We start from the raw sequence: 25,274 nt of genomic DNA on the forward strand, positions 1-25,274 counted from the left end.
TAACAGCGCATCAGAAAGAACCAACTGTTTGCATATTAGTTAAGGAAATTGCCGCATAAATATCCTGCCTTCATTCTCTAGCTAACAGCGAGTTTAGGTTACAATTTAATCCATTTAACGTTAGGATTATCACCGTTGCATAACCATCAATTACGTTTGAAATAAGTCTAACTTTTCCAGTCCAATTCAATCTAAAATGAACGTCATGAAAGACACTCTTTGAACCTTTCCTGCATCGCTTAACTAAAAGTTAAAACAAAAAATCCATCGAATGACTTAATGCTTATAAGAACTCATTAACACCGATAAAATTTCAAACCGAATTTATAAAAACAAAGCTGCGCTTACGATGCACTAACTCATAGATGCAGCAGCTTATAAAGGGAAATCTATGTACAAGAAATTTGAAGGCTTTACCGAAGCCTTTCCAAAGGGAGAGCCGATACAACCTCCTACTGGGATACTGGCGTTCTGTCGCCATTACACTCGAGGCTTTGAAAAACCGTTGATCGTACTCGGACTGATGAGCATGACCATCGCGATCATCGAAGTCGCGCTATTTGGTTACATGGGACAACTGGTTGATTGGCTATCAACAAGTAATCCAGAAACCTTCCTCGCGGACAACAAATCTACGCTGATGGGGTTGGGCGTTTTACTTCTGGTCGTGATGCCAATATTGATCAGTGCTTACTCACTATTGCTTCATCAAACTTTACTCGGCAACTACCCAATGTCTATCCGTTGGTTAGCCCACCGTTACCTTTTGAAGCAGAGCCTGTCGTTCTATCAAGATGATTTTGCAGGACGTGTCGCAACCAAAGTGATGCAAACCTCACTTGCGGTGCGTGAAACCGTGACCAAAATGGTCGATGTGTTCGTGTACGTCACCGTATATTTTACTGCGATGTTGTTCATGCTCGCAGAATCAGACTGGCGCTTAATGGCTCCGATGTTGGTGTGGCTGTTCATTTACGTCGGTATCCAACTGCACTTTGTACCCAAACTTAAAGACGTTTCTTCAGAGCAAGCTGACGCGCGATCGCTAATGACAGGTCGTATTGTTGATAGCTACACCAATATCGCAACCGTAAAGCTGTTCTCGCATAGCAAAAGAGAAACTGAATACGCCGAAGAAGGCATGGAAGGTTTTTTGGATACTGTACATCGCCAAATGCGCTTAGTGACCGGCTTCAACATCTGCGTTGAATTCGCTAACTACTTATTAGTGTTCAGCATTGCCGGTATTTCTATTTACCTATGGTTAGATAACGCGATCACCGTGGGTGCGATTGCGATTGCCGTCAGCTTGGCTTTGCGTATTAACGGTATGTCAAAATGGATCATGTGGGAAATTGGTGGCTTGTTTGAAAACCTAGGTACAGTGATTGATGGCATTAAAACGCTATCTAAGCCTATCGCTATTGAAGACAAAAAAGACGCTAAGCCTTTGGATGTGCCACAGGGTGGCATCAACTTCGATAACGTGAGCTTTAACTACGGCGAGAATAAGGGTGTGATTAATAACCTAAACCTCAACATCAAACCGGGTGAAAAAGTCGGCTTGGTTGGCCGTTCAGGAGCGGGAAAATCGACTTTAGTTAACTTGCTACTGCGTTTCCATGATGTAGAAAGTGGCCGCATCTTGATTGATGGCCAAGAGATCTCTTCGGTCACACAAGACTCGTTGCGTAGCAACATTGGCATGGTGACTCAAGATACTTCACTGCTGCACCGTTCGATCAAAGAAAACATTCTTTACGGCCGTCCTGAGGCATCAGATGAAGATGTGTATGCCGCAACCAAACAAGCGCACGCGCACGAGTTCATTGAAACGCTCACTGACCCGTTTGGTAACATTGGCTACGATGCTCAAGTTGGTGAACGAGGCGTTAAGCTTTCGGGTGGTCAGCGCCAACGTGTGGCTATCTCACGCGTACTTCTGAAGAATGCGCCGCTGTTGGTTCTGGATGAAGCAACATCAGCTCTCGATTCAGAAGTTGAAGCGGCTATTCAGGAAAGCTTAATAGAGTTGATGGAAGGTAAAACGGTTATTGCAATTGCACACCGTTTATCGACGATTGCTGCTATGGATCGCCTTATCGTACTTGATGCAGGTAATATCGTAGAAGAAGGGACGCACCAAGAGTTGATCCAGCAAAAAGGCATTTATGCTCAATTATGGAATCATCAAACGGGTGGCTTCATCGCAGATGAACTTGAGCATGCAACCAACACCTAATGCATGTGCTACTTTAAAAGTGCGGCGTGTTTCACACCAATTTGTTAATTAACGGTAAATTACACGTAGCAGAATGTTATGTCGTAATTATATAATACTATTAACGGGACAAAGACGCTTCGCTTGCGCGTTCTGGAATAAGGCTAGACTTCGGGGGGAGGCTAGCCTTTTTTATGCCTGCTATTTAGCACCCTTTCCTGCCTATCGAATAAACTTCATCGATCCTTTTGTTTTTTTCTTGGCGTTTTTTTCTTAAAATGCGCGCAGTATTCTTTCTAGAGATCAACCATGAACAAAAGTGTCTTAACTAACGTAATAGCCTTAGCACTGCTTGCTGCTGGCTATGCGACAGCAAACCAATACTTGCTTTACGCAGGTCTATTCGCATTTTCTGGTGCCATCACCAATTGGCTTGCGATTCACATGTTGTTCGAGAAAGTACCTGGCCTATATGGTTCTGGTGTTATTCCAGCACGCTTTGAAGAGTTCAAAGCAGCAATCAAACAACTGATGATGGAACAATTTTTTACTGAAGGTAACATCGACCGCTTCCTAAGCAGTGAGATGACCGGAAAGTCGCTGAATCTAGAACCTGTGATTAAGAAGATCGACTTTAACCCTGCATTCGATTCACTGGTGCATGTTATCGAGAACTCACAGTTTGGTGGCATGTTAGCAATGGTGGGTGGTACAGAAGCACTACAACCGATGAAAGCGCCATTTGTTGAGAAAATGCAAGAGTCTGTGATTGAAATCAGTAAGAGTGACTCTGTAAAAAATGCCATCAAGGAAGAACTTGAATCACCCGCAATGATGGATGAAATCAAAGAGAACATTGAAGCGATCATCGACCAGCGTTTGAATGAACTGACACCAAAACTCGTTAAAGAAATGGTTCAAACCATGATCAAGAAGCACCTTGGTTGGCTAGTCGTTTGGGGTGGCGTGTTCGGTGGTGTTATCGGTTTAATTTCTGCGGCAATCACACTGTAAACTGCCATCCGTTCTAACTTTATCTGATTTTCGGTGTATCTGGCACCCAATAAAAATGGAAGCTCATTAGCTTCCATTTTTTGTGTCTGGTCAGCGTTCCTTACAGCTAACAAGTAGCTTAGAAACAACTAAGAATCTGCTCTACTTTAAGGTTGCCAACAGCTCAGGGTTTACACCAAAGCCCTTCTTATGTTCTTCAATCACGACTTCACTACGAGTCTGAATCACTCCGGGTAACGTCCCCAGCTTAGTAGCCATAAACGCCTGGTACGCTTTCATGTCTTTTACTCGCACCTTAATCATGGTGTCAAAATCACCAGACAACGAATAGCACTCTTCCACCTCAGGCATCAGTTCAACCGCTTGGCCAAATTTATCAAAAATGGAAAAGCTGGTCTGGTCGAGGCGAATATGGATAAAGACTTGTACATCGAGTCCCAACTTTTCTGAACACAACTCAGCATGATAACCAGTAATGTAACCTTCTTTCTCTAATCGTTTCAGTCTATCAGAGCAAGGAGAAGTGGTTAGATTGACCTGTTTTGCCAATTCAACAACTGGCAAACGCCCTTTCATATGCAGAATTCTTAGTATCTCTTTATCGATACGATCGAGTTGATGCTGAGACATAACATTCCTTAAACATTCTAAATTCGGCTCAGTATATTCCATAGTGAGAACAATCAGGCAAAACCCCGCTCACACATTTAAAAAACTAAACACACCATTACCATTCGCGATAAATATAAATAAACACCAACCCATAACAACCCTTATAAATCAGTTGTCGACCATTAACAAATTATTATAGAAATGACCTTAAAAACAAATAAGTTGAGCTAGAAACGAAAGAAAGGATATAGGCCAAAGTGAATAATAGAATCTTCAAAGAGAAAGGATAACTCTATTATGAAAACGCAAGAACTCGCATACAAGCCATACAGCATTGGCTCATGGACACACGTAACGGTTTCAAAAGATGTTGCTCAAGCACTAGCAAATGAGTACTCAAACTATGGATGGGAAGTGAAAATTGATGGCAATGCCATTGAAACCGAGCTTGCACTCAAAGCCGCATAGAAATGCAAAAACCTCCCGAGCGGAGGTTTTTTCGATCTAAGTTAGTAAGCACTTACTATAAACTAAGCCAAACCAACTTGGGGAACATGACTTCCCGTTTCACAACGACAATTACACGTTCGGCAAAAGTGTTGTGTTTCCATATCGTAATACAGGTTTCCACTAAATAGCTTTGACGTCCATTGCATCATGCGGCCAGATGTTGTCTCAGGCTCTGATTCACAACGTTTCATTATAGACTTATGTAGTGTTGTTTTTTTACATCCTTTGCAATAGAGATCAGGCATACCTTTGTCCTATAGGTCTTTAGTGGTTACTGACAATTGACACATCATGTACAATTCAGTTCAACAATTCATCGAGCTAATTACAAAAGTGAGCGCTAAGTTCAAAAAATAGCCATTTTTCTCTCCCATTTTAGATCTCAAGCGCCTTACAGATCCCTCCACTTTCCTTTATTACCCACGATCACACCGTTTCGATTTACATTGTAAAACCCCTAAACGACAGTACCTCGCCTGAATCCCCCTACAAATTTATAAATAATAAAGCGGTACTTCCTCTATGAAAGCACCGCTTTAAAAAGCATTTCAGGTTCCATTTAACTCAAATTTAAAAGCCAAATTTACCATTATCATTTTTCCACTCTGAGCGAGCAGGGATCGTTTCAATAGTGTCCCAGTGCTCAACAATTTTGCCGTTATCAACGCGGAATAGATCATAAAATGCGACATGGTTGTTCATGAACTGGCCTTCGCTGATAGATAACACAAAGTTACCTTGGCCCAATATCTTATGGTTGGCGGTATAAACCATTGGCATACCGGCTTCCGCTAATGCGCCCAAGGCCTCTCCCAAACCGCTTAAACCATCAGCCACTCCTGGGTTGTGCTGTAAGTAAGCACTATCTTCATTATCGATATAGTTATTAATCTTCGCCATATCACCGCCGATCAGGATGTCTTTAACGAAACCACTGACCAACTGCTTATTTTTGTCCGTTTGATCGAGATTTACGACTTTAGTCGCGCCATCTAATTGAGTTCGTCCACTTGCGTTTGGCTTGGCAAATTCTTGCAGGTTGTCCCAATGCTCAACTATCTGTCCGTCTTCAAAGCGGAACACATCGAAGCCAACTTTGGGGCCGAAGAAGTTGTATTCAGTGTGCGTTACGACGAAGTCACCATCTTGAAATGAGCGCTTAACTTGCGCTTTCGCAGAACCTTCAGGGAGCATTTGTAGCACTTCACCAAAGCCTGCTAAGCCATCGCCTACCGCTAGGTTATGTTGAATGTACTTTTCAGGGTTAATGTAGCTCACTGCTTGCGCATCGCCTGTTTCAATGCTTGAAATGACCGCCACGCCTTTCTCTTGAATAGACAACTCTTGAGCCGAAACCGTTCCAGTCACAACAGAGGCTGCGAGTACGCTTGCCATTAATAGTGTTGAGTTGAATTTATTCGTTTTGGATTCAGCGGCTTTAAATGTTGTTGCTTGGAATGCGTTAGTTATTGTTTTCATTATTGAGTCCTCTCGTTGGCTTGGAAACTATATTAATCAACAAGAGAAGCTCGCGGCAGAGTGTATTTAGGCAGAAAAATGGTAGATATCGAACCTTGAGTTATCAATGAACACTCAGTCGCTATTCAGAAAGGGATGGCTTTGAATACTTCTTTTGAAATTCACTAGGGGTCATTTGAGTATGATTTTTAAAGTACTTTACGAAGTTACTCGCATCTTCAAACCCAAAATCAGACGCCATTTTTTGTGAGGTAATATTGGTAATAACTAACTGGCGCTTCATCTCTAACACGGTAAAAGAATCAATGATCTGTTTTGCGGTTAGCCCGGTTGCAACCTTGCACACTTGATTCAGCGTCTTGTAGGTCGTGTTAATTTGATTCGCATACCAGTTTGCGTCACGAACACGTAGATAGTTATTTCGAAGAAGCTCAAAGTAGCGAGCGAATTTAATATTCTGTTGCAGGCTCAAGGCATCTTGCTTTACTTCAGGTCGTAGACGATGAAGAACCAGCGCTAAAGCCGAGAAAAGGTACATCACGATCAAGGGATCAGAATCTTTTTGATTCAGTTCAGTCGTTATTTGTTGCAGCAGGCTCTGCGTTCGATCTTGGTGAAGTTCATCTAATAACAGTAACGCAGAGTGTGCCTTGTTCAAGTGGGTTGGTGTGTAGTTTGGCAAGCGCATGTTGGCGTGAATACTGTCGAGGAATGCCTGAGTAAACACAACGGCAGTACCTTGTGGCTCATTACTAAAATCAAAAGCGTGCACTTGCTCTCTTTGAATGAACAATACGCTCCCTTGGCTAAAAGGATAGTCCTGGAAGTCGACCATGTGCGTACCAGATCCTTGCTCGATAAACAGAATCAAGAAGAAGCTAACACGATGTGGCAGTCGAGGGTCGTGGTTAATGTTTCTTTCTGAATAGAGTCGAGACAGCGGAATCAACTCCAACTCAGCCTGCGCTGTTTTCTCATGGTTAAAGCCAATATTCGGGATTGCTTGAGACACTGTCACCTTCCTACTCGTTTACTCGGTTCCCCTTAGCAACTCTAATGTATCCCTACGCAAACTGAAATATTCCGAGTCTAGAAATTTGACTTCAACAATCTCAATGATCAGCTTCGGGGACGATGCCCTATACACTTCAATCAAGTTGAACGGACTCACTGTGACTTAAATTGCCAAAGTCTACAATATCTCTCGCACCACCATTCTTTACTATGAACGAGCGGGACTACTTCTGCCTCACTGACATTCAGTTAAATGGTTATCGTTGGTATGGTGAGAAAGAACGTTGGGTCCGTGTGATGGAAAACACAGGGTTTAACGAAGAAGACATGCAGAACTGGTACAAGCAGTTTGAGAAGATGGAGTCGAATGTTCATCAAGAGTCTTTTGAGCTTTGGAGCTTTGGAGCTTTTGAGCTTTTGAGCTTTGGAATATCGATCAACAAGAGGTCGAAAGCATTAGAGAGTAGTCAAAAAATAGAGCCACCGAAGTGACTCTATTATTCGTTCTAATTTGTCTATCTTTTACAATGTAAATTCGTCTAGTTTTTCATCTAGAATCGTTAGCATTGAATTAGTCTAGCTCAACTAGGTTCTTCTTAAATTCAGCGTGTTGCTTCTTAACTTCGTCTTCTGGTTCGCCAGTAATTAGGCTCACAATAACGATAGAAAGAGTCGATAGGATGATTCCCGGTACGATTTCGTAAACATCGAACCAACCGCCCGTGAACTGTTTCCAAAGAACAATCGTAACACCACCAACCACGATACCCGCTAGAGCGCCGTTACGGTTCATACGAGACCAGTACAGGCTCAACACGATAGCTGGACCAAACGCAGCGCCAAAACCAGCCCATGCGTAAGATACAAGGCCAAGTACTGAACTGTCTGGTGTCATCGCTAGAACAAGTGCAATCAGAGAGATTAGGATAACCGCGAAACGGCCTACACGAACAATCTCTTCCGACGTTGCGTCTTTCTTCAGAATTTGCTTGTACAGATCTTCTGCCATTGCAGATGAAGAAACAAGAAGTTGTGAATCTGCAGTACTCATGATTGCCGCTAGGATTGCAGCAAGTAGAATACCTGCGATTACTGGGTGGAACATCGCGTTAACAAGAAGCATGAAGATCTTCTCGCCATCGTCTAGCGTAGGCGCGCCAGAGTTAGTCACGTAAATTAGACCAACAAGACCCACTAGCATTGCACCAACCATAGACAGTGCAGTCCAGATAACCGCAATGCGGCGTGCTGTCACAAGATCTTTGTTTGAACGAGTTGCTTTAAAACGCGCAAGGATATGTGGCTGACCGAAGTAACCCAAGCCCCATGCCGCTAGCGAGATGATCGCAATAGCAGAAAGCGGCTCACCCTTCGCATCATTCCAAAGCGTTAGAAGCTCTGGGTTGATGTTGTGTAGGTCGCTAGATAGCTGACCAAGGCCACCATTCATTGCAGCAATTGGTACAATCAATAGCGCTGCAGACATCAGTAAACCTTGTACCAAATCCGTCCAAGATACCGCAAGGAAACCACCAAACAGGGTGTAAGAAACCACACATACTGTGCCGATAATTACCGCTGTTGTGTAATCTAGGCCGAATACCGTTTCAAACAATTTACCACCTGCTACCAAGCCTGAACTTGTGTAGAAAAGGAAGAATAAAAGGATAAAGAAAGCAGAGATTGTTTGAATCAGCTTAGAGTTATCATTGAAGCGACGAGATAAGAACTCAGGCAACGTCAGTGATTCAGTTGTAATACTGTAAGTACGTAGGCGTTTAGCACTGATTAACCAGTTAGCCCAAGTACCAATAAGTAGGCCACCAGCAAGCCAAAATGCTTCAAAGCCAGCAGCGTAAGCGTAACCAGGCAGGCCAAGTAGCAACCAACCACTCATGTCTGATGCACCAGCAGAAAGTGCAGCAGGCCATGGGCCTAACGAACGACCACCTAGGAAGTAGTCAGTTGAGTTAGATGTACGTTTGTAAGCAATAACACCGATCGCTAGCATCATAATTAGATACGCAATGAACGTCGTCGTTATTGCAAAACTGTTTTCTATCATTTGATAGTCCTCATTTTGTAGAAAGCCTTCCATGCCTAATTCAATGCAAGGTACTCACCGTAAGGGCAAGCAAATGCATTGAGTTAGGGATTTAGGCTCCAAAGCACTATGAGTTAAATCCAAAGACGGTGAAACCAAAAATGGAAAAACCAACAATGGAGAAAACCAAAAGTGCTTAGAGCCAATATTACTGAAGGTTAGTGAGCTTCGCTTCCAAGTTCGAGCAAGGTAGCGTTACCGCCCACGGCTGTTATATTTATAGTTCGCGTACGCTCGGTAATGAAACGCAGCGATAGGTGTGGATCATTAGCAACATTCATTGTCGCCAGATCCGTTTCAGCCACTAAACCGACGATTGCACCGTCACGCTTAGCAAGCTGTAAATTGATAGCTTGTGCCGTTTGTGAATTACCCACGTAACCCGCGCTTCGTACATCGCAAGACAGCAGCTGTTGAGCAGAGTCATACGAGGCAACCTGCACCAAGTTAGTTGGCAGACTCGCTTGTTTCGCGGCATCTGCAATTAGGGTATTGAACTGCACGTCATCACTGCACAATTGAACGCTGTTACCCGCCAAAAGTGCCGCAGTAATCATCGCCATTGCCGTTTGCAGTGCTGGCAGTTTATCTTGGCAATCATCAACAATTACCAACGCCACACCTCGGCCCGCAGCATACAACTCATTGGTTTCGCCCGTAGGACCAGCCATAAGGTGATGCTCAGCAAGCAGTGCTGACGCTTGTTCTAGATGATAAGTTGCCACTGCAGCCAAAGGCGCAGATTGACTTTCGATCTCTGATTTCAATGAAAGTACCTGAGCACTCTTATGATCAAAATCAGTAAGATTCCATTGTTCCCACGCAAGCAATGCATCAGAAAAACCTGTCACTTGATGAACCATGATACTGCTCCTTATGCCTTGTCTTGTGATTGAGAAAAATGAACATCAGTAAAGCGATATAGGTAGTGAGGACCACCCGCTTTAGGGCCTGTACCCGACAAACCTTGACCGCCAAATGGCTGCACGCCAACCACTGCGCCTACTTGGTCACGGTTGATGTAGCAGTTACCCACGCGCACGTGTTTTTCGATCCAACGGTAAGTTGTCTCGTTACGGCTGTGAATCCCCATGGTCAAGCCAAAACCGGTTTGGTTAATTTGGTCTACCACTTGCGCTAACTCACTCGCCTTGAAGCGAACGATGTGCAGCACAGGGCCAAACTGTTCTTCTTTCAAGCAACTGATGTCATCGATTTCAAACGCACTTGGTGGAACAAAATCACCATGTTCACAATCAGAACCCAAAGTAAGTTGAGCGACTTTCTTCTGTGTCTGGGTCATATTTTCCAAGTGAGCTAACAGCTTTTGCTTCGCTGTTTGATCAATAACCGGGCCAACATCCGTTTTATGAAGGTATGGAATACCAACACTCAATTCGTCCATTGCACCGTGAATCAATCCAACCACGCGGTCTGCGATGTCTTCCTGAATGTAAAGCACACGCAATGCAGAACAACGCTGGCCTGCTGAAGCAAATGCCGAACGAATCACATCACGAACCACCTGTTCAGGTAGTGCGGTACTGTCGACGATCATCGCGTTCTGGCCGCCAGTTTCTGCGATAAATGGAACAGGCTTAGCGTTACGGCTTGCCAGTGACACGTTAATACGTTGTGCTGTCGGTGTTGAACCCGTAAAGGCAACGCCAGCAATGGCGTCATGGCTAGTAAGCGCACTGCCGATTTCAGCACCGCGACCTGGTAGTAGCTGAATCGTGCCAGCAGGGAAACCCGCTTCATTCATCAGTTCAACCGCGCGAGCTGCAATCAAGCTTGTTTGCTCGGCAGGCTTAGCCACAACCGTGTTACCCGCAACTAGTGCCGCAGTAATTTGGCCAAGGAAGATCGCTAGAGGGAAGTTCCAAGGGCTGATACAAACGAACACACCACGACCTTGTCGCGAAGCGATTCGTGTTTGGCCATCAAAACCTTTTAGTTCGAAACCTTGTAGGTTGTCAGCTTGTTTTGCGTAGTAACGACAGAAGTCGACCGCTTCACGTACTTCATCAACGCTATCGTGAATTGTTTTACCTGCTTCTTGGTGACAAATCGCTACCAATTCAGCTAGGTTGTCTTCCATCAGATCAGCCAGTTTATCAAGTGCCGCCGACTTGGTTTCAACCGAAGTTGCGTTCCAATCAGCGAATGCTGCGTCTGCGCCAGTGATCGCTGCGGAAACATGATCAAGGTTAGCGAAAGCCACCTGACCCACATTGATACGACGATCGTAAGGTGCCGTTACTTGCTCAACGTTCTGATCAGCCTTGATCATGCTTTCGGCAAGAGATTCACCGTTGATCACAGGGCCAGCAGTCCATTGATTATTAAGGAACGCTTTTACTTGCTCTTCAAACTGATGCGCTTCACTTTCGATATCGATGTTCACACCGTAAGAGTTTTTACGCTCTGGGAATACCGCCGGTGGCAATGGAATCTTAGTGTTATGCAGTGTATCGAATGCAAGAAGCATATCGACAGGGTGTTGGGTCAGCTCTGCCACAGGGCAACGAGCATCAACTAAACGGTGTACAAACGAGCTGTTTGCGCCGTTTTCTAGCAAGCGACGTACTAGGTATGGCAGTAGATCTTTATGGCTGCCAACCGGTGCGTAGATACGTACCGACTGTTGGTAAGCTTCCATCGCATGGTTATAAAGAGAATCACCCATGCCGTGTAAGCGTTGGAATTCAAAATCTTTATGTTCAGTCATCACTGCGATTGCAGAAACCGTATGAGCATTGTGGCTCGCAAACTGCGGGAAGATATTGCCACGAACACTTGGGCTCAGTAGGTAACGTGCACATGCAAGGTAAGCTACATCTGTCGCTTCTTTACGTGTGTAAACTGGGTAATCAGTAAAGCCAGCTTGCTGTGACCATTTGATTTCGCTGTCCCAGTACGCGCCTTTCACTAAGCGAAGCGGTATTAAATCACCCTGCTCTTTCGCCAAGCGGTTTAGCCATACTAGAACCGGTAGTGCGCGCTTTGAGTAAGCTTGAATAACCAGACCAAATTTACCCCAACCTTTTACAAGATCGGTACGGTACAGTTTTTCGAATAACTTAAGAGAAAGCTCTAGGCGATCCGCTTCTTCAGCATCAATCGTAATCGCAACATCAAGCTCTACTGCTCGGCGCAATAACTGCTCTAGCGTGTCGCAAAGTTCAGTCAGTACGCGGTCTTCGTTCGCCACTTCATAACGTGGGTGAAGCGCAGAAAGCTTAATAGAAACAGACGGTGCTGGGCTTAATTTTGAAGAAACATAGGTGTCTCGACCTACGGCTTCAATCGCCATTAGGTAATCTTTGTAGTATTTATTGGCGTCTGCAGTAGTCAGTGCCGCTTCACCTAACATGTCGTATGAATAGGTAAAACCTTTGTCACGCATAGACTTACCGTTCTTTTGCGCTTCAGCAATACTGCGGCCAAGAACAAATTGGTGACCCATCACCTTCATCGCTTGGTGCATCGCTTTACGAATCACCGGCTCAGAAAGCTTGTTGACTAAACGGTTAACCGCTTGGCCAGCGCTCTGTTCATTTGATGAAAGTCCAACAACCTTGCCTGTTAACATTAGGCCCCAAGTCGATGCGTTAACAAATACTGAATCAGAGTTCTTTAAGTGAGATTTCCAATCCGCAACGCTTAGTTTGTCGCGAATCAGCGCATCAGCCGTTGCTGAATCAGGAATACGCATCAAGGCTTCCGCCAGACACATCAGCAAGATGCCCTCTTGAGTATCTAAACTGTATTCAAGCAACAGCGCATCGATCATCTGAATTGAAGTTTTATCCGCACGGATAGCTTCGATCAATGATGTCGTTTTGTCTGTGATTTGCTGCTTTTCAGACTCAGAAGGGGTAGCTAGCGGCAGAAGTTGCTCTAGCCATTGGGTTTCATCCACCATATATAATGGTGAGATAAGCGTCCAAAGATCAGCAAGCGACTGCTCATTGAATTCTGGCTTTAACACATCAGTAGCTGTAAACATGCGTTTTCCTTAATCTCACACCCGAAAAGAGTTCGGGATCTCTACAATGGCTGCAGTGTATTTAGAGTATATAAGGATTACTTGTCAAAAACTCCGAGTTTTTTGCTAAAAACTCGCTTTATTAACAAAACAAACACAAGGTCACATATGAAACTTTAAAATAATATGCCGTTTTGTTTTTTTATTTAACAGAAATTTGCTTTTTGTATTGAGATGGTGACATGCCTTGAAGGCGAGAAAAGGTGTGAGTAAAGGAGGATTGACCGGAAAAACCAGCAAGTTCTGCAACCTGTCCAAGGCTTAGATTACCTTGTTCAATAAGGCGTCGAGAGCGATCGATACGCTTTCCTAAAACATATTGGTGAGGGGTAATGCCCATTTGATCTTTAAATAGCATGTGGAATTGGCTTTCGCCCAAGAACACACTGCCTGCAAGCTGCGCGACTGAGATCTTATTAGCCAAGTGTTGTTCGATGTAGCGATCCAACGACTCAAGATCGAAACGCGAATCTTTAATCGAGGTTTCAAATGCCGAGATGTGTCTTTGCATCAATGCAATCACCGTGTCATTACAAGCTCGACTCAACAACAGATCATCAGGACTGGCCTGCATCTCTTGCACCAACATATGGATAAGCTTTTGAATTTGCGCATCTAATTGGAAGTAGACGTTCGATGATTCTAACTGGTTAATCTTCTCTAGCATCAGAGGGTCATCACCGGTTGGCATAGGCATGTTGAGTACGAGAATATCCGACTGACCAACCACGCCACCGAAAGCATGATCAGAGCGAGCCGTGACTACACAGCCTTGCCCTGGACCGACAAGATTACCTTTACCGCTCACTTCAAATTCCGCCTGACCTTTTAAACCAATGACTACCTGCGAATAATGGTGATCATGACAATCCATATGCGAAGGCAAAGTAATGATCTCCGCAGGGCGAGGGCCAGTAAGGCTTAGCGGGGACAAGTCAAAGTTCGGAAAGGGCAACGGTTTAGGCATAACATCAAAATACTCAGGTCGACATAGTAAGAATAATACTCTGAAATCTGCATAAGATGAATTTGTAAATGATCATGAGAGTCATTTCCTCGCCTTAAACAAAAGATCATTATCGAGATCGTCTTGATCATGCCTCCGGAAAGATGATCAAGTGTGTACAAACTACGGCAGTTGTAAAACCAATCTTTCCGGCAAATTCAAGCGGCTAAAAATAACGATATGCAACGAGTTGAAATTCATATAATAAATAGATGCTTCGTTACCGCTATATACGAAAAAAATTTTCTTATATAGCTCAAATAATCAAGCCTCAACTTGTAAAAAGTGTATCCGAAGTACCGAAACTGGGCTTTTGAGTAGATTGGATGGCAATAAAACGGTATAAAGACGGGTACTGTGTTAATTGCTAATAACTAGTGACTCACAACTAGGAAGTAGACACTTTATTAACGAGCCAATTTCAATCTATAAGTTGCAGGGACCTATGACTAACTTTCGAATTTCAGCGCTTTTACTCGCGCTATCCCCACTTTGGGTATCTGCATCGGTATCAGCTGAAGAACTGAATCAAGTCGATCCCGTTTCAGCTATCGATGCAAAGCTAACAGAGAAAAACTCAGATATTGAGCGTATTTCAGCAACTCAAGTATCGGCGTCTGAAAACCTAAAACAACTACAAAACCAAAACAGTAAGTTGTTACGCGAAGGTGAAGAACTTAAGGCAAAACGTAACAGAGCCAAGTCTGTACTCGACAAACAGTACAGCCGCTTACTGGAAGACCCAGAAACTGATTTAGTTTCTTTCCAGAAAAGCTACCAAGACACTTGGGCTGCCGTTAAAGAGAACCAATCGTCTCAGCTAGATAACCAACAAGCGATGAACGAGAGCGAAATTCACCTTTCTCAAATCAAGCAAAAGCAAGCTCGCCTGAATAATGAGTTGGCTAACTTGAGAGAGTCAAAAGTTGAAGCTCGTGTTAAACGAATTGCAACAGAACTTCGTGAAAGTGCTGTTCTTGAAACCAGCTACACCACGACATGTGCATCAACAATGACACTGGGTGAGTGTACTGCTCAAGGTAAACAACTTACCAATCAAAAAGCAGTACAAACGTTCAAGGCTCAATTACTTGAGCAGCTCACAGAAAGCACTCTGGCTAAGCAAAACTTACAAGGTGTTCAACTGAATATCCATGTTCAAGACAGCCAAGCAATTAAGAGCGGTTTCTCAGGTAACAACGCTTACTTCATGCAGATGCAAGCTCAGCTTCAAGCAAAACCTGAAGCGGTTGCAGCTTGTAACTTATTGAACGTTTCAACACGCTACTGTTTAACCGGCAGTGATGCTGCTGTGGTTAAAAAGCGCGATAAGCAATGGGCTAACGTGATGGTACGTTCTGATCAATATAATGATTCAGTCACTATCAACGGTATTAAGTATGGCAGCACACCTCTTGAGGTTGCATTGCCGAGCGGTCGTCACCAAGTAACCATTTCAAAGCAAGGTTACGAGTCTTACAACCGCACGGTCACCATCAACGGCAGCGATACTATTTGGGTGAAACTTCTTCCTAGCAAAGAAAGTTAATACCTACATAGAGGCTAAGCCTAAGCAATATAAAAGCTAAGCCAAAACAGAAAGCTAAGCCCGAATAAATAGCCGTGCCGATTTCGCAAAGCTGAATGAATACTCGCCATTTTGTTGATAGTTATAACCTTGTTTGATCGTTATAAACAGTAGCTGCAGACAAAATGGCGTGTTCGCTTAGATTATTCGATTAACCTAACTTACGATTGAAGTAGCCCAACATGCGCCAAGGTTTTCCCACTCTACTATTTGCACTTGCTCCCTGCTTAATGACGCCCGCTGTTTTCGCTGAGGCAACACCACCAGCGATCACAACATCTGTCACCGACATTGAAAGTTCACTCTTCGAAATGCATGCGGCTTTAACGGCTGTTGATAAGAAGATGACGGACAAACAAAATCAAGTCGACAATCAGGTACAGCAAACGGCACGTCTAGCCAAGTTATCGGCTCAAGCTGAGCAAAAACTAGCAACAGCGAAAGCTAGCCTAGAGCAAGATTACACTCGTATGATTGATGAGCCAGATTTCGATATCTCGCCCGCTCAAAACAGGTTCCAAGACGCTTGGAAAACCGTAAAAGAGAGCAAGCTTGCGATTTCAGACTCAGAACAGACGCAGCAAGGCTTGGTGATGGAACTAGAAGCCATCCAAGCAGAAAAAGCGGCGGCTGAAGCTTCAATTGCAAATCTGAATCAACACAAGCTAAGAGCCAGAGCCGAGCGACTAAGAAACGAGATCACTCAAACGCAAGAGCAAACGGTCAGCTTTACGAACCGCTGTAGCAGTGACATGACACTGGCACAGTGTTCCGATCAAACCGTAACCTTAGCGCTGCAAAAAGCGGTAAAACAATTCCAAAACAGCCTTGTAGATAACGCGACTGAATCGAGAACCGTTAAAGAGCATCTAGCGTCTGCTTCGTTGAATATTCACGTTCTACAACACAAAGTGAAATCCTCAGGTTTCTCTGAAGATAACCGTTACCAAGCGGTGATTACTGCGAATCTAGAAACTCGCCCAGATAAGAACACGCCTTGCCGTCTGCTAGGTATTCAGTCGGCAAACTGTTTCACACAGAGCGATCAACAAGCCAATGATCAGCAAAAAGAGGTCGCTTGGGTTAACTTGGTGGTTCGTTCAAATCAGTACAACGACCATGTTTCGATTAATGGCGTGAACTATGGCAGCACACCGGTTGAGGTGATGTTACCAACGGGCCAACACATGGTCACAATTGAGAAAGAAGGTTACCTTTCTTTCCATCAAGAGTTGAAGGTCGCTCGCGATCACAACTTAAGAGCGGTGTTACAAGCCAAACAGAACTCATTGAATGTGGGTACTAAATTTGCCGACCCAATGGGAAGCAACATTCAAAGCCCAGAAATGATTGTGGTGGGTTCAGGCCGTTATCTATTGGGTGAAAACAACGCCAAGCAAGTAACGATCAAACAGCCATTTGCATTAGCAGCAACACCAACACGAGTTCAAGACTTTAGAGCATTCGTTGAAAGTACAGGCTATCAGACTGACGCAGAACTGATGAATACTTGCGACAAATTCGTCAATGCAGAGATCACCACCGTTTCAGACAATGACTGGCAGAACCCTGGCTTTAAGCAAGCGGATAACTCACCCGTTGTATGCGTAAGCCAAAATGACGCTAAGGCTTACACCCGTTGGCTATCTGACAACACAGGTTTTACCTACCGTTTACCAACACCACAAGAGTGGGAAGCCGCTGCAAGAGCAGGCCAAGAGACTAACTTCTGGTGGGGCAATGAATTCCGTTCAGGCAAAGCCAATACCGGTTGGGCTGGAACACCGTGGTCAAACGTCAGCACTTCTCCGGTTAAGTCATTCTTACCAACACCAACAGGCTTCTACGATATGGTCGGCAACGTTTGGGAATGGACAACCATTCAGAAAGGCTTGGCTAAAGGTGGCGCGTGGAGCTTTTCTCCAGAGGAAGCAAAAGTGTTTAACGAACTGTACGTCCCAACCTCAACGGCAGCAAACTATCTAGGGTTCCGAGTCGTACGAGAGCTGTAGGCTTTCAATCAGGGACTCAGGATCTCAAATATTTACTCTAAGTTCTCAATTATCACATTGAGCAGCATTTATAGGGGAATTCCCCCCTTATGCATAAGCACTCCTAGGAGTAGATTCGTCGATAGAGTAGTAAGTCACTCTGGGTATCAAATTGATGCCTCAGTTTAATTTGCACGACCCTCGTAAATTAAACTGAAAATCTTCTACATGTCGACAAGGCATATCTTGTCTTTAGCCAGCCCCTCTTCAGGCTGGCTTTTTTTTGTTTGTTTACTACCCTTTTCGATTACCTATTCCCCTTGTTAGAAACAGTTAATCAGCAATTCGTTTAACGGTTATCCAAAGCCTATTTCTTTCGCAGAATTCAGTCTGTAATTGCCATTGCAGCACTATAAGAAACTGATATCATCAATATACTTCTGCTTACGAGATAAAACCTTGCCAGAATCACTCAACTCCATACATCGTTCTTTATTTGAACAACTTCCAGGTTGCTGGGGCTGCAAAGATACTGAGTCGGTCTTCGTATACGCGAACCTCGCCTACAACCAATTGATTGGTTTAAAACCCAACGAGAGTTGCACTGGCTTGACCGATTTCGACATGCCTAGCCAAACCATTGAGTGCGCGCAAGATTTCAGAGCTCAAGACAAGCATGTGATGGATACACGCAGTACCCTTAAGATCCTCGATATTCACCCTTATCCAGACGGACGCTGGCACGCCCATATCTTTACCAAAACCCCTTGGCTTGATGATAACGACAATGTCCAAGGCACTATCTTTTATGGTCAAGAACTCACTGATACCGCGATTTTAGAGGTTGGCCATTGGGTATGTCAGGCAACAGGCGCCAAAGATGGTCAAGCATCCATTGCAGGTTCAACACCACGCACATCTAAACTCAAAAAACGACTGACTTCGCGAGAATCAGAAGTGCTATTTTTACTGCTGTTCGGTAAGAAACCGCAATACATCGCATTGACGCTAAATATTTCAATTAAGACCGTCGAAGGTCATGTCGCCAGATTGAAGCAAAAATTTGATGCCAGCAGTAAAAGCCAATTGATTGAGTATGCGTTGGGCTCGGGGTTAGGCTCAGTGATCCCTGAAACTCTGCTCAAAAAACAGATTTCCGTGGTTCTGCATAGTGATTGAGTAAAAATTAGACAAAAAAATACCGTTGATTTGATGAGTCTAAGCACCAAATCAACGGTATTTTTATATCTATTAATCCGACTATTATTAAGAAGAGTAGGATTAAGCAGACTATGGTGCTAGGCGATCAATATCCCAGCTGTTGTCTTTGCGAGAAAACAGGAAGCGGTCGTGCAAACGGTGTTCACCACCTTGCCAAAACTCGATGCTATCAACACGTACTCGGAAACCACCCCAAAAAGAAGGCACTGGGATCTCTCCTTTTTCGAACTTCTGCTTAAGCTCTAAATACTTACCTTCCAAAATCCCACGAGCAGAGATACGACTACTTTGCTTACTTGCAATAGCGGCCAGTTGGCTTTCTTTCGGGCGAGATGTGAAATACTTCATGTTTTCCAACGCTGTCAGCTTTTCAGCAGTACCCGTTACATGAACTTGTCGCTCTAAAGGATGCCAAGGGAAATGCAAACTGATTTTGCTATTGTGCTCAAGTTGATGCGCTTTTCGACTACCCAAATTGGTGTAAAAAACGAAACCATCTTTATCAACATTCTTCAGCAAAACAATTCGTTGGAATGGCTGACCATTTTCGTCAACTGTCGCGACTGTCATTGCAGTAGGATCAGTCATCTTAGCTTCAATCGCTTGCTCTAGCCATTGATTGAATTGGTCAATTGGGTCTGCGGCCAAGTCTTTACGTCTCAATCCACCCTGAGCGTATTCACGACGAATGTCTGTCAGTTCCATTTGGTTGCTCCTTATGATTTTTTGTGATTCTGCGCTGTAATCCTTTGAAACACAAGTCTAAGCCTTGGTTTTGTCTCACAGAAGCTGCTCTGTGTTAACGAGATCTCGGTACTCTAACGGCCATATTGATAGTCTATATGTAAACCGATTGTAACCTGAGTTTCTAGTGACTAAAAAACTGTCCAACCTAATCACACCTTTTGTTTTCCTCTCATTATTATTAGGGGTGGCGGGGTTAACCGCGACTCATTTTTTGGCCGTAAAATTTCAAGAAAAAATCGTTACCCAGCAACTTAACGAAGCCGCCAACAAAGCGAATCTGCAAATCGACTCTGAGCTAGATAAGTTCAAACAGATCCCGGATTTACTCAGCCACGACCCGCGTCTGCTCTCATATTTTGTCCCGTCATTACAATCGGACAAGGCCTCCGCAACGCAGCTCAATAAGTTGTTGTTCGAATGGTCGAATCAAAGTCAGGCCGACACCATCTATATTCACGACCGAAGTGGCACAGTGATAGCTTCCAGTAATTATCAACAACCGCGTACTTTTGTCGGCGAAAACTTCTCGTTTCGTCCCTACTTTGCCTCTGCAATGAAGGGCAACAACACACAATACGTAGCGCTCGGTGCTCGCTCCAATGTCAGAGGGTATTTTCTTTCCTCACCGCTCTACGTAGCAGGCCACATTGTTGGCGTCCTTACGGTTAAAGTGAGCTTGGAAAATCTTGAGAATATCTTAACCAGTGATGATTTTGAGATTGTGGTACTCGACTCGAACCAAGTCGTCTTTCTGTCGAACCAAGCTTCTTGGTTGTATCACTCCTTGCTGCCACTCAATCAACAGCAACAAACAGAAATATCGACCCAGCGACAATACGGCCAGAGTGAAATTTCGATCATCGAAGACTTTCGATCTTCAAACCTTCAACAAAAAACTAACGACGCGATTCAACCTAAAGGTCTTCAACCAAACCAAGTTCAAAAGGAACTCACAGCCAATCAGTTGTTTCAGCTTGGTACTTTTAATCTTTACCCCGCACCTATTAGCAATAATCAATACCAAGTCGTCGCGTTAAAAGAGACCAAAGCCGAACTGATTAAGGTGCTTCAGATCGACGTCATCTTCATTGTCATTTATAGCTTGGTGATGCTGATTGCTTGGTCGTGGCGTCAAACCTACATAGCGAAAGTAGCGTTAACCCGACTAAATCAAAACCTAGAACAGACCGTTGATAAACGTACCCACTATTTAAAGCAATCTAATCAACAGCTCCAGCAAACAATATTTCAGTATCAAGAATCACAACTGAAGTTAAAACAGACAGAACAAGAGTTGACTCAGACGGCTAAGCTAGCGGTGTTGGGTGAGCTGTCAGCCAGTATTAACCACGAAATAAACCAACCACTGGCTGCGCTCAGAACCTACAGCGAGAACAGCTTAAAGTTGCTTGAAATGGAACGGACAGATTTAGTCAAAAGCAACCTAGATAAAATGATTGCTTTAAATACATCGATTACCGAGATCATCGCTCGCCTAAAGGTTTTCACCCGTAAGGTCACCAAACAAGAACATCACGTGGCGAACTTGCATCAAGCGGTCAACAACGCCACCAGTATTCTCAGTGCATTAATGATCAAACAAGGTATTACGCTTAGGTTAAGCACAGTGCCGGATGACATAAATGTAGCGATTCATCCAACCGAACTAGAACAGGTGTTGGTTAATCTGATTCACAACGCGACTCAAGCACTTCAACAACAGGCCATAGAGCAGCCAGCCCCAAGACCACAAACCTCACGGCTACAAACTTCAGGGCAACAAATCTTAGAGCAACAAGCCTTAGGAGAACAAAACCTAGGACAACACGCTTTAGACCTACAAACGATTCCACAAATTGGGGTGGAATGGCAACGCAAGAACGATACCTGTCAGCTGATCATATGGGATAACGGAGTTGGCATACCTAAACATAAACTTGAACAGCTCTTCGACCCATTCTTCACCACCAAACCGGAAGGCTTAGGGCTTGGATTATCAATATCGAAACGGATCATTGAAGCGTATCACGGCACGATTACCGCAGCCCAGTTAGAGCCTTCAGGCATGGTATTCTCGCTAAATATTCCGCTCTATAAGAACAAGAACTAAATCGTCCATTTTGTTTACTCATGAGAACACCAATTTCACACCATTGTTAAGGACTCGACTTTTGCACTCCATGCCCAAACTCTATTTTGTCGACGACGAACCCGCCATTCGGGACTCCGTAGAACAAGCCATGCTCATAGAAGGCATCGACATTACCTGCTTCCCAAATGCCATTGAGGCGTTAAAGCAGATCAACGTTGCACAAGCAGGAATCGTGATCACCGACATTCACATGCCTGTGATGGATGGTATTCAATTTACTCAGAAGCTGTTGAGTCATAATCCTAACTTTCAAATCATCGTGCTGACAGGGCATGGTGATGTTCAAACGGCAGTGTCTGCAATGAAGTCTGGCGCTTATGATTTTTTGGAAAAACCGTTTGTTGTCGATGACCTACTAACAGCAGTAAAAAAAGCCGCAGATAAGCTCGCCTTGGTTGAAGAGAACAATCTATTAAGAAAAGAACTTGCGATGCAAAATCAGGTCGGGCCAAAACTGATCGGTCAATCGCTAGCCATGCAGGCCTTACGCCGTGAGTTAATCACTCTAAACTGCCAAGAAAACCCACTGCTGCTGTTTGTTGGAGATATCGGAACCGGAAAAAGGATCACCGCGCAATACACTCATGACTTACACAGTCATCACACCGCCGAGCTCTGCCCAATCGCCTCGTTCAATTTGCCACGCAGCGATGAAGCGGCATTTCAGCAATTTATTTTGCAACTGTTCCGCAAATATCAGGGCGGAACGATCTATATCCATGAAACAGAAGCACTAACACGGGAGCAGTGGCTATGGTTAGCGCGTCTAAAACCCATTCTACTTCGTGAAAACTCATGCAAGACCAATGCAACTTGTATCATTATCGCAACCACAATAGTTCCAACTACAATTACCAATGAACTGCGTCGATTTGATTTACTCCCCTTGGCACAAAGAACAGAAGATATAGGCTCTTTGTTCAAACACTTTGCTCGCGGTGCAGCAAGTCGATATCAGTTGCCGCCACCGGTTATCACAGAGAAAGAGATTCAACGGTTAATCAGCTCTAATTGGACCGATAACATTCGACAACTTCGTCAACATGCAGAGCTCAGAGTGTTGACGCAAATCAAGCAACCGTCGCTCGATCGCGATGAATACGATGAGCAAAATGATGAAGATCCGCTTGATGTTAGCATTGAGGAACAACAGCAATCACTGGGCCAACGTACCGATAGCTTTGAGCAAATCCTCTTGATTGAGGCGCTACATCGCCACCAAGGGCGCTTAAAAGAGGTGCAGCAAGAGCTGAAAGTGTCGCGAAAAACGCTTTATGACAAACTGAGAAAGCATCAACTCGATAAAACGGATTTCAAAAATCGATAAGAATTAAAAAATATATAAATTCAAAGATTTAAAGGAGCAAAATCTTAACATTTATCAAAAGTAAGAATACACTCATTAGGCTTGCACTTTTATTTAGCACACAAGGACTGTTATGAGTCAGAAGAATTTCAGCAAATTGAACGAAACCGAACTTGAGTATGTCGATGACAAAACAGCGGCGCTGCTACTCAATACACCCACCAGTGCGCGCATTATGCTGTGGGTGATCGTTCTATTTTTTATTGCTGCTATTGGGTGGTCCGCATGGGCAGAGATAGACAAAGTCACGGTTGGCCAAGGTAAAGTTATCCCTTCTTCCCAGATCCAAGTGGTGCAAAACCTTGAGGGCGGCCTAGTAAAAGAGATACTAGTCAGAGAAGGTCAACAAGTTCAAAAAGGTCAACAGTTGCTCTTGATCGATGACACTCGATTCCGTTCTGACTTTCGAGAACGAGAGCAACAAGTCGCCAACTTAACCGCTAGCGTGTTAATGCTTTCAGCTTCATTTAACAGTGTGGTCATCAACGAAGAGTTCTCGGTCGAGAACTGGAAGAAAAGTGTCCTACTAGACTACGGTAAACTCGCCTTCCCACCCGCGCTCTACGAGCTTCAGCCCAAACTGGTTAATCGCCAAAAGGCCGAATATCGCCAAGACTTGAACAATCTAAAAAACCAACTTTCTGTTTTTGATCAACAAGTTGAACAGAAGCAACAAGACCTTATTGAAATAAAAGCGCGCGTCAATAACTTAAGACAAAGTTACAAATTTGCCCGCCAAGAATTAGACATAACAAAACCTCTTGCCGATGAAGGGGTGGTACCAAGAATTGAACTACTCAAACTTCAAAGACAAGTGAACGACACTCGTCGAGAAATGACCTCCAGCGAACTCAAAATCCCTCTCCTTCGTTCCGCAATCAAAGAGTCTATGTTAAGCCGTATTGATGCCGCATTGAGCTTTCGTTCAGAACAACAAGAGAAGCTGAACGAAGCCCAAGACAAACTCTCAGCCATGACCGAATCTTCAATTGGCCTTGAAGACAGAGTAAATCGAACCATAGTGGTTTCTCCCGTAACCGGAACGGTAAAAACACTTGGCATTAATACCGTGGGCGGCGTAATTCAACCAGGTATGGACATTGTTGAGATAGTACCGACAGAAGACTCACTCTTGGTTGAGGCAAAAATCGCCCCACAAGACATCGCATTCCTTCGTCCTGAATTGACCGCTATTGTTAAATTTAGTGCCTATGACTTCACTAAATATGGTGGTCTTGAGGGCGTATTAGAGCACATCAGTGCCGATACAACCCAAGATGAAGAAGGCAACAGCTATTACATCGTGCGTGTGCGCACTGACAAATACAGCTTTGGCCACAATGAAGAGCTACCGATCATTCCCGGTATGACGGCTTCTGTCGATATCATCACAGGCAAGAGAACCGTGCTTGAGTACATGTTGAAACCCATTCTCAGCGCTCAAAACAACGCGCTGAAAGAGTAAGGACGTTTGATGGTTAACAACGCCTTTCAATATGTAGCGAACAAACAAGAGCAGAGGCTATGAAGTCTCAGGTTTCGCTCTTGTTGCTAGTCCTCACCTCTTTTACCTCTATGGCGCTCAATAAGAGCGATCAACGATGGGTAGATGCGGTCTCCGAAACCTACGGAGAAAGAGCTGGGAAGCGAGTCGCAACATGGCGCTCAAATATGACGTCATATGATGGATTAAGTGAAAAAGAGAAGCTCGAATCTGTTAACCAATTCTTCAACCAAATGTACTTTGTTGACGACAACATACTTTGGGGAAAGAACGATTACTGGGCTACCCCACTGGAATTTTTAGGCAGTAACGCTGGTGACTGTGAAGATTTCACTATCGCGAAGTACTTCTCTTTACTTGAACTGGGCGTCCCAGATAAAAAATTACGATTGGTGTACGTAAAGGCTCTTGAACTAAACCAATTTCACATGGTGTTGGCTTACTACTCAACACCCAGTGCAGAACCACTAATTTTGGACAACTTAAACCCTGAGATAAAACGCGGTTCCAAGCGCGGCGATCTACGACCGATATACAGTTTCAATGGTAAAAACCTTTGGTTAATCAAGTCGGCAGCAGGTAGCGGCAAGCTAGCAGGGAAATCTTCAAGATTGAGCTTATGGAACGACTTACGTTCTCGTGAGCGCTCTCTAAAATTAAACAAACCCATTATCAATTACGACGAGTAGGTACA

At 44.1% G+C, this 25,274-nt stretch carries 18 protein-coding genes and 1 pseudogene; 11 read left to right on the forward strand and 8 right to left on the reverse strand.

Features of this window, described 5'->3' with window-relative positions; translation table 11 throughout:
* Positions 1-391 precede the first annotated feature (391 nt).
* Both OCV36_RS24250 and OCV36_RS24255 read left to right on the forward strand, forming a co-directional pair.
* Positions 392-2,242 carry an ABC transporter ATP-binding protein gene (locus tag OCV36_RS24250; RefSeq protein ID WP_135454121.1) on the forward strand — a complete coding sequence of 617 codons (1,851 nt, stop codon included), beginning with the start codon at positions 392-394 and terminating at the stop codon, positions 2,240-2,242.
* 288 nt (positions 2,243-2,530) lie between these two features.
* Positions 2,531-3,235, forward strand: a complete 705-nt coding sequence (locus OCV36_RS24255; protein WP_135454119.1) for a DUF445 family protein — start codon at positions 2,531-2,533, stop codon at positions 3,233-3,235.
* Positions 3,236-3,376: 141 nt separating this feature from the next.
* Here OCV36_RS24255 and OCV36_RS24260 read toward each other — a convergent pair whose 3' ends face one another.
* On the reverse strand, positions 3,377-3,865 hold the full coding sequence (locus OCV36_RS24260; protein ID WP_135454117.1) for an Lrp/AsnC family transcriptional regulator: 489 nt from the start codon (positions 3,863-3,865) through the stop codon (positions 3,377-3,379).
* Between the two features lie 279 nt (positions 3,866-4,144).
* Here OCV36_RS24260 and OCV36_RS24265 point away from each other — a divergent pair, with 279 nt between their 5' ends.
* Entirely contained in the window at positions 4,145-4,315 is a 171-nt protein-coding gene (locus tag OCV36_RS24265; RefSeq protein WP_017075644.1) for a hypothetical protein, read from the forward strand.
* 612 nt (positions 4,316-4,927) lie between these two features.
* Here OCV36_RS24265 and OCV36_RS24275 read toward each other — a convergent pair.
* Positions 4,928-5,752: a nuclear transport factor 2 family protein gene (locus OCV36_RS24275; RefSeq protein WP_135454460.1), complete on the reverse strand. Its 825-nt coding sequence runs from the start codon at positions 5,750-5,752 to the stop codon at positions 4,928-4,930.
* 205 nt (positions 5,753-5,957) lie between these two features.
* Complete coding sequence (locus OCV36_RS24280; protein ID WP_135454115.1) at positions 5,958-6,848, reverse strand: helix-turn-helix domain-containing protein; 891 nt, start codon at positions 6,846-6,848, stop codon at positions 5,958-5,960.
* Between the two features lie 169 nt (positions 6,849-7,017).
* On the opposite strand from OCV36_RS24280, the pseudogene OCV36_RS24285 reads away from it, so the two are divergent.
* Positions 7,018-7,342: pseudogene (locus OCV36_RS24285) on the forward strand (MerR family DNA-binding transcriptional regulator).
* A 79-nt stretch (positions 7,343-7,421) separates the two neighbouring features.
* On the opposite strand, the gene putP reads toward OCV36_RS24285, so the two are convergent.
* From putP to OCV36_RS24305, 4 genes are all read right to left on the reverse strand, one after another.
* A complete protein-coding gene (gene putP, locus OCV36_RS24290) occupies positions 7,422-8,912 on the reverse strand; it encodes a sodium/proline symporter PutP (RefSeq protein WP_102551899.1) in 1,491 nt (496 codons plus the stop codon).
* 200 nt (positions 8,913-9,112) lie between these two features.
* On the reverse strand, positions 9,113-9,817 hold the full coding sequence (locus OCV36_RS24295; protein ID WP_135454113.1) for a 1-pyrroline-5-carboxylate dehydrogenase: 705 nt from the start codon (positions 9,815-9,817) through the stop codon (positions 9,113-9,115).
* An 11-nt stretch (positions 9,818-9,828) separates the two neighbouring features.
* Complete coding sequence (putA, locus tag OCV36_RS24300) at positions 9,829-12,966, reverse strand: bifunctional proline dehydrogenase/L-glutamate gamma-semialdehyde dehydrogenase PutA (RefSeq protein ID WP_135454111.1); 3,138 nt, start codon at positions 12,964-12,966, stop codon at positions 9,829-9,831.
* Between the two features lie 181 nt (positions 12,967-13,147).
* The gene (locus OCV36_RS24305; RefSeq protein WP_135454109.1) at positions 13,148-13,972 is read right to left on the reverse strand and encodes an AraC family transcriptional regulator; all 825 of its coding nucleotides are present in this window, start codon (positions 13,970-13,972) and stop codon (positions 13,148-13,150) included.
* A gap of 484 nt (positions 13,973-14,456) precedes the next feature.
* Here OCV36_RS24305 and OCV36_RS24310 point away from each other — a divergent pair, with 484 nt between their 5' ends.
* The 3 genes from OCV36_RS24310 (at position 14,457) to OCV36_RS24320 (ending at position 18,769) form a co-directional block, all read left to right on the forward strand.
* Positions 14,457-15,560, forward strand: a complete 1,104-nt coding sequence (locus OCV36_RS24310; protein WP_029225131.1) for a PEGA domain-containing protein — start codon at positions 14,457-14,459, stop codon at positions 15,558-15,560.
* Between the two features lie 221 nt (positions 15,561-15,781).
* Positions 15,782-17,611, forward strand: a complete 1,830-nt coding sequence (locus OCV36_RS24315; protein ID WP_135454107.1) for an SUMF1/EgtB/PvdO family nonheme iron enzyme — start codon at positions 15,782-15,784, stop codon at positions 17,609-17,611.
* Positions 17,612-18,049: 438 nt separating this feature from the next.
* On the forward strand, positions 18,050-18,769 hold the full coding sequence (locus tag OCV36_RS24320) for a helix-turn-helix transcriptional regulator (protein ID WP_135454105.1): 720 nt from the start codon (positions 18,050-18,052) through the stop codon (positions 18,767-18,769).
* A 111-nt stretch (positions 18,770-18,880) separates the two neighbouring features.
* Here the strand turns inward: OCV36_RS24320 and pdxH are convergent, their stop codons facing one another.
* Positions 18,881-19,516 (reverse strand): pyridoxamine 5'-phosphate oxidase, encoded by a 636-nt coding sequence (gene pdxH, locus OCV36_RS24325; RefSeq protein ID WP_017075633.1) that lies wholly within the window; start codon positions 19,514-19,516, stop codon positions 18,881-18,883.
* A 166-nt stretch (positions 19,517-19,682) separates the two neighbouring features.
* Here pdxH and OCV36_RS24330 point away from each other — a divergent pair, with 166 nt between their 5' ends.
* From OCV36_RS24330 to OCV36_RS24345, 4 genes are all read left to right on the forward strand, one after another.
* Entirely contained in the window at positions 19,683-21,668 is a 1,986-nt protein-coding gene (locus tag OCV36_RS24330; RefSeq protein WP_135454103.1) for an ATP-binding protein, read from the forward strand.
* A gap of 70 nt (positions 21,669-21,738) precedes the next feature.
* Positions 21,739-23,037 (forward strand): sigma-54-dependent transcriptional regulator, encoded by a 1,299-nt coding sequence (locus tag OCV36_RS24335; protein ID WP_135454458.1) that lies wholly within the window; start codon positions 21,739-21,741, stop codon positions 23,035-23,037.
* A 112-nt stretch (positions 23,038-23,149) separates the two neighbouring features.
* On the forward strand, positions 23,150-24,541 hold the full coding sequence (locus tag OCV36_RS24340) for an HlyD family type I secretion periplasmic adaptor subunit (protein WP_017075630.1): 1,392 nt from the start codon (positions 23,150-23,152) through the stop codon (positions 24,539-24,541).
* A gap of 59 nt (positions 24,542-24,600) precedes the next feature.
* Positions 24,601-25,269, forward strand: coding sequence for a transglutaminase-like cysteine peptidase (locus OCV36_RS24345; protein WP_102551853.1), 669 nt, complete (start codon positions 24,601-24,603; stop codon positions 25,267-25,269).
* Positions 25,270-25,274: the final 5 nt, after the last annotated feature.

It is taken from the genome of Vibrio echinoideorum (assembly GCF_024347455.1).
Lineage (GTDB): Bacteria > Pseudomonadota > Gammaproteobacteria > Enterobacterales > Vibrionaceae > Vibrio > Vibrio echinoideorum.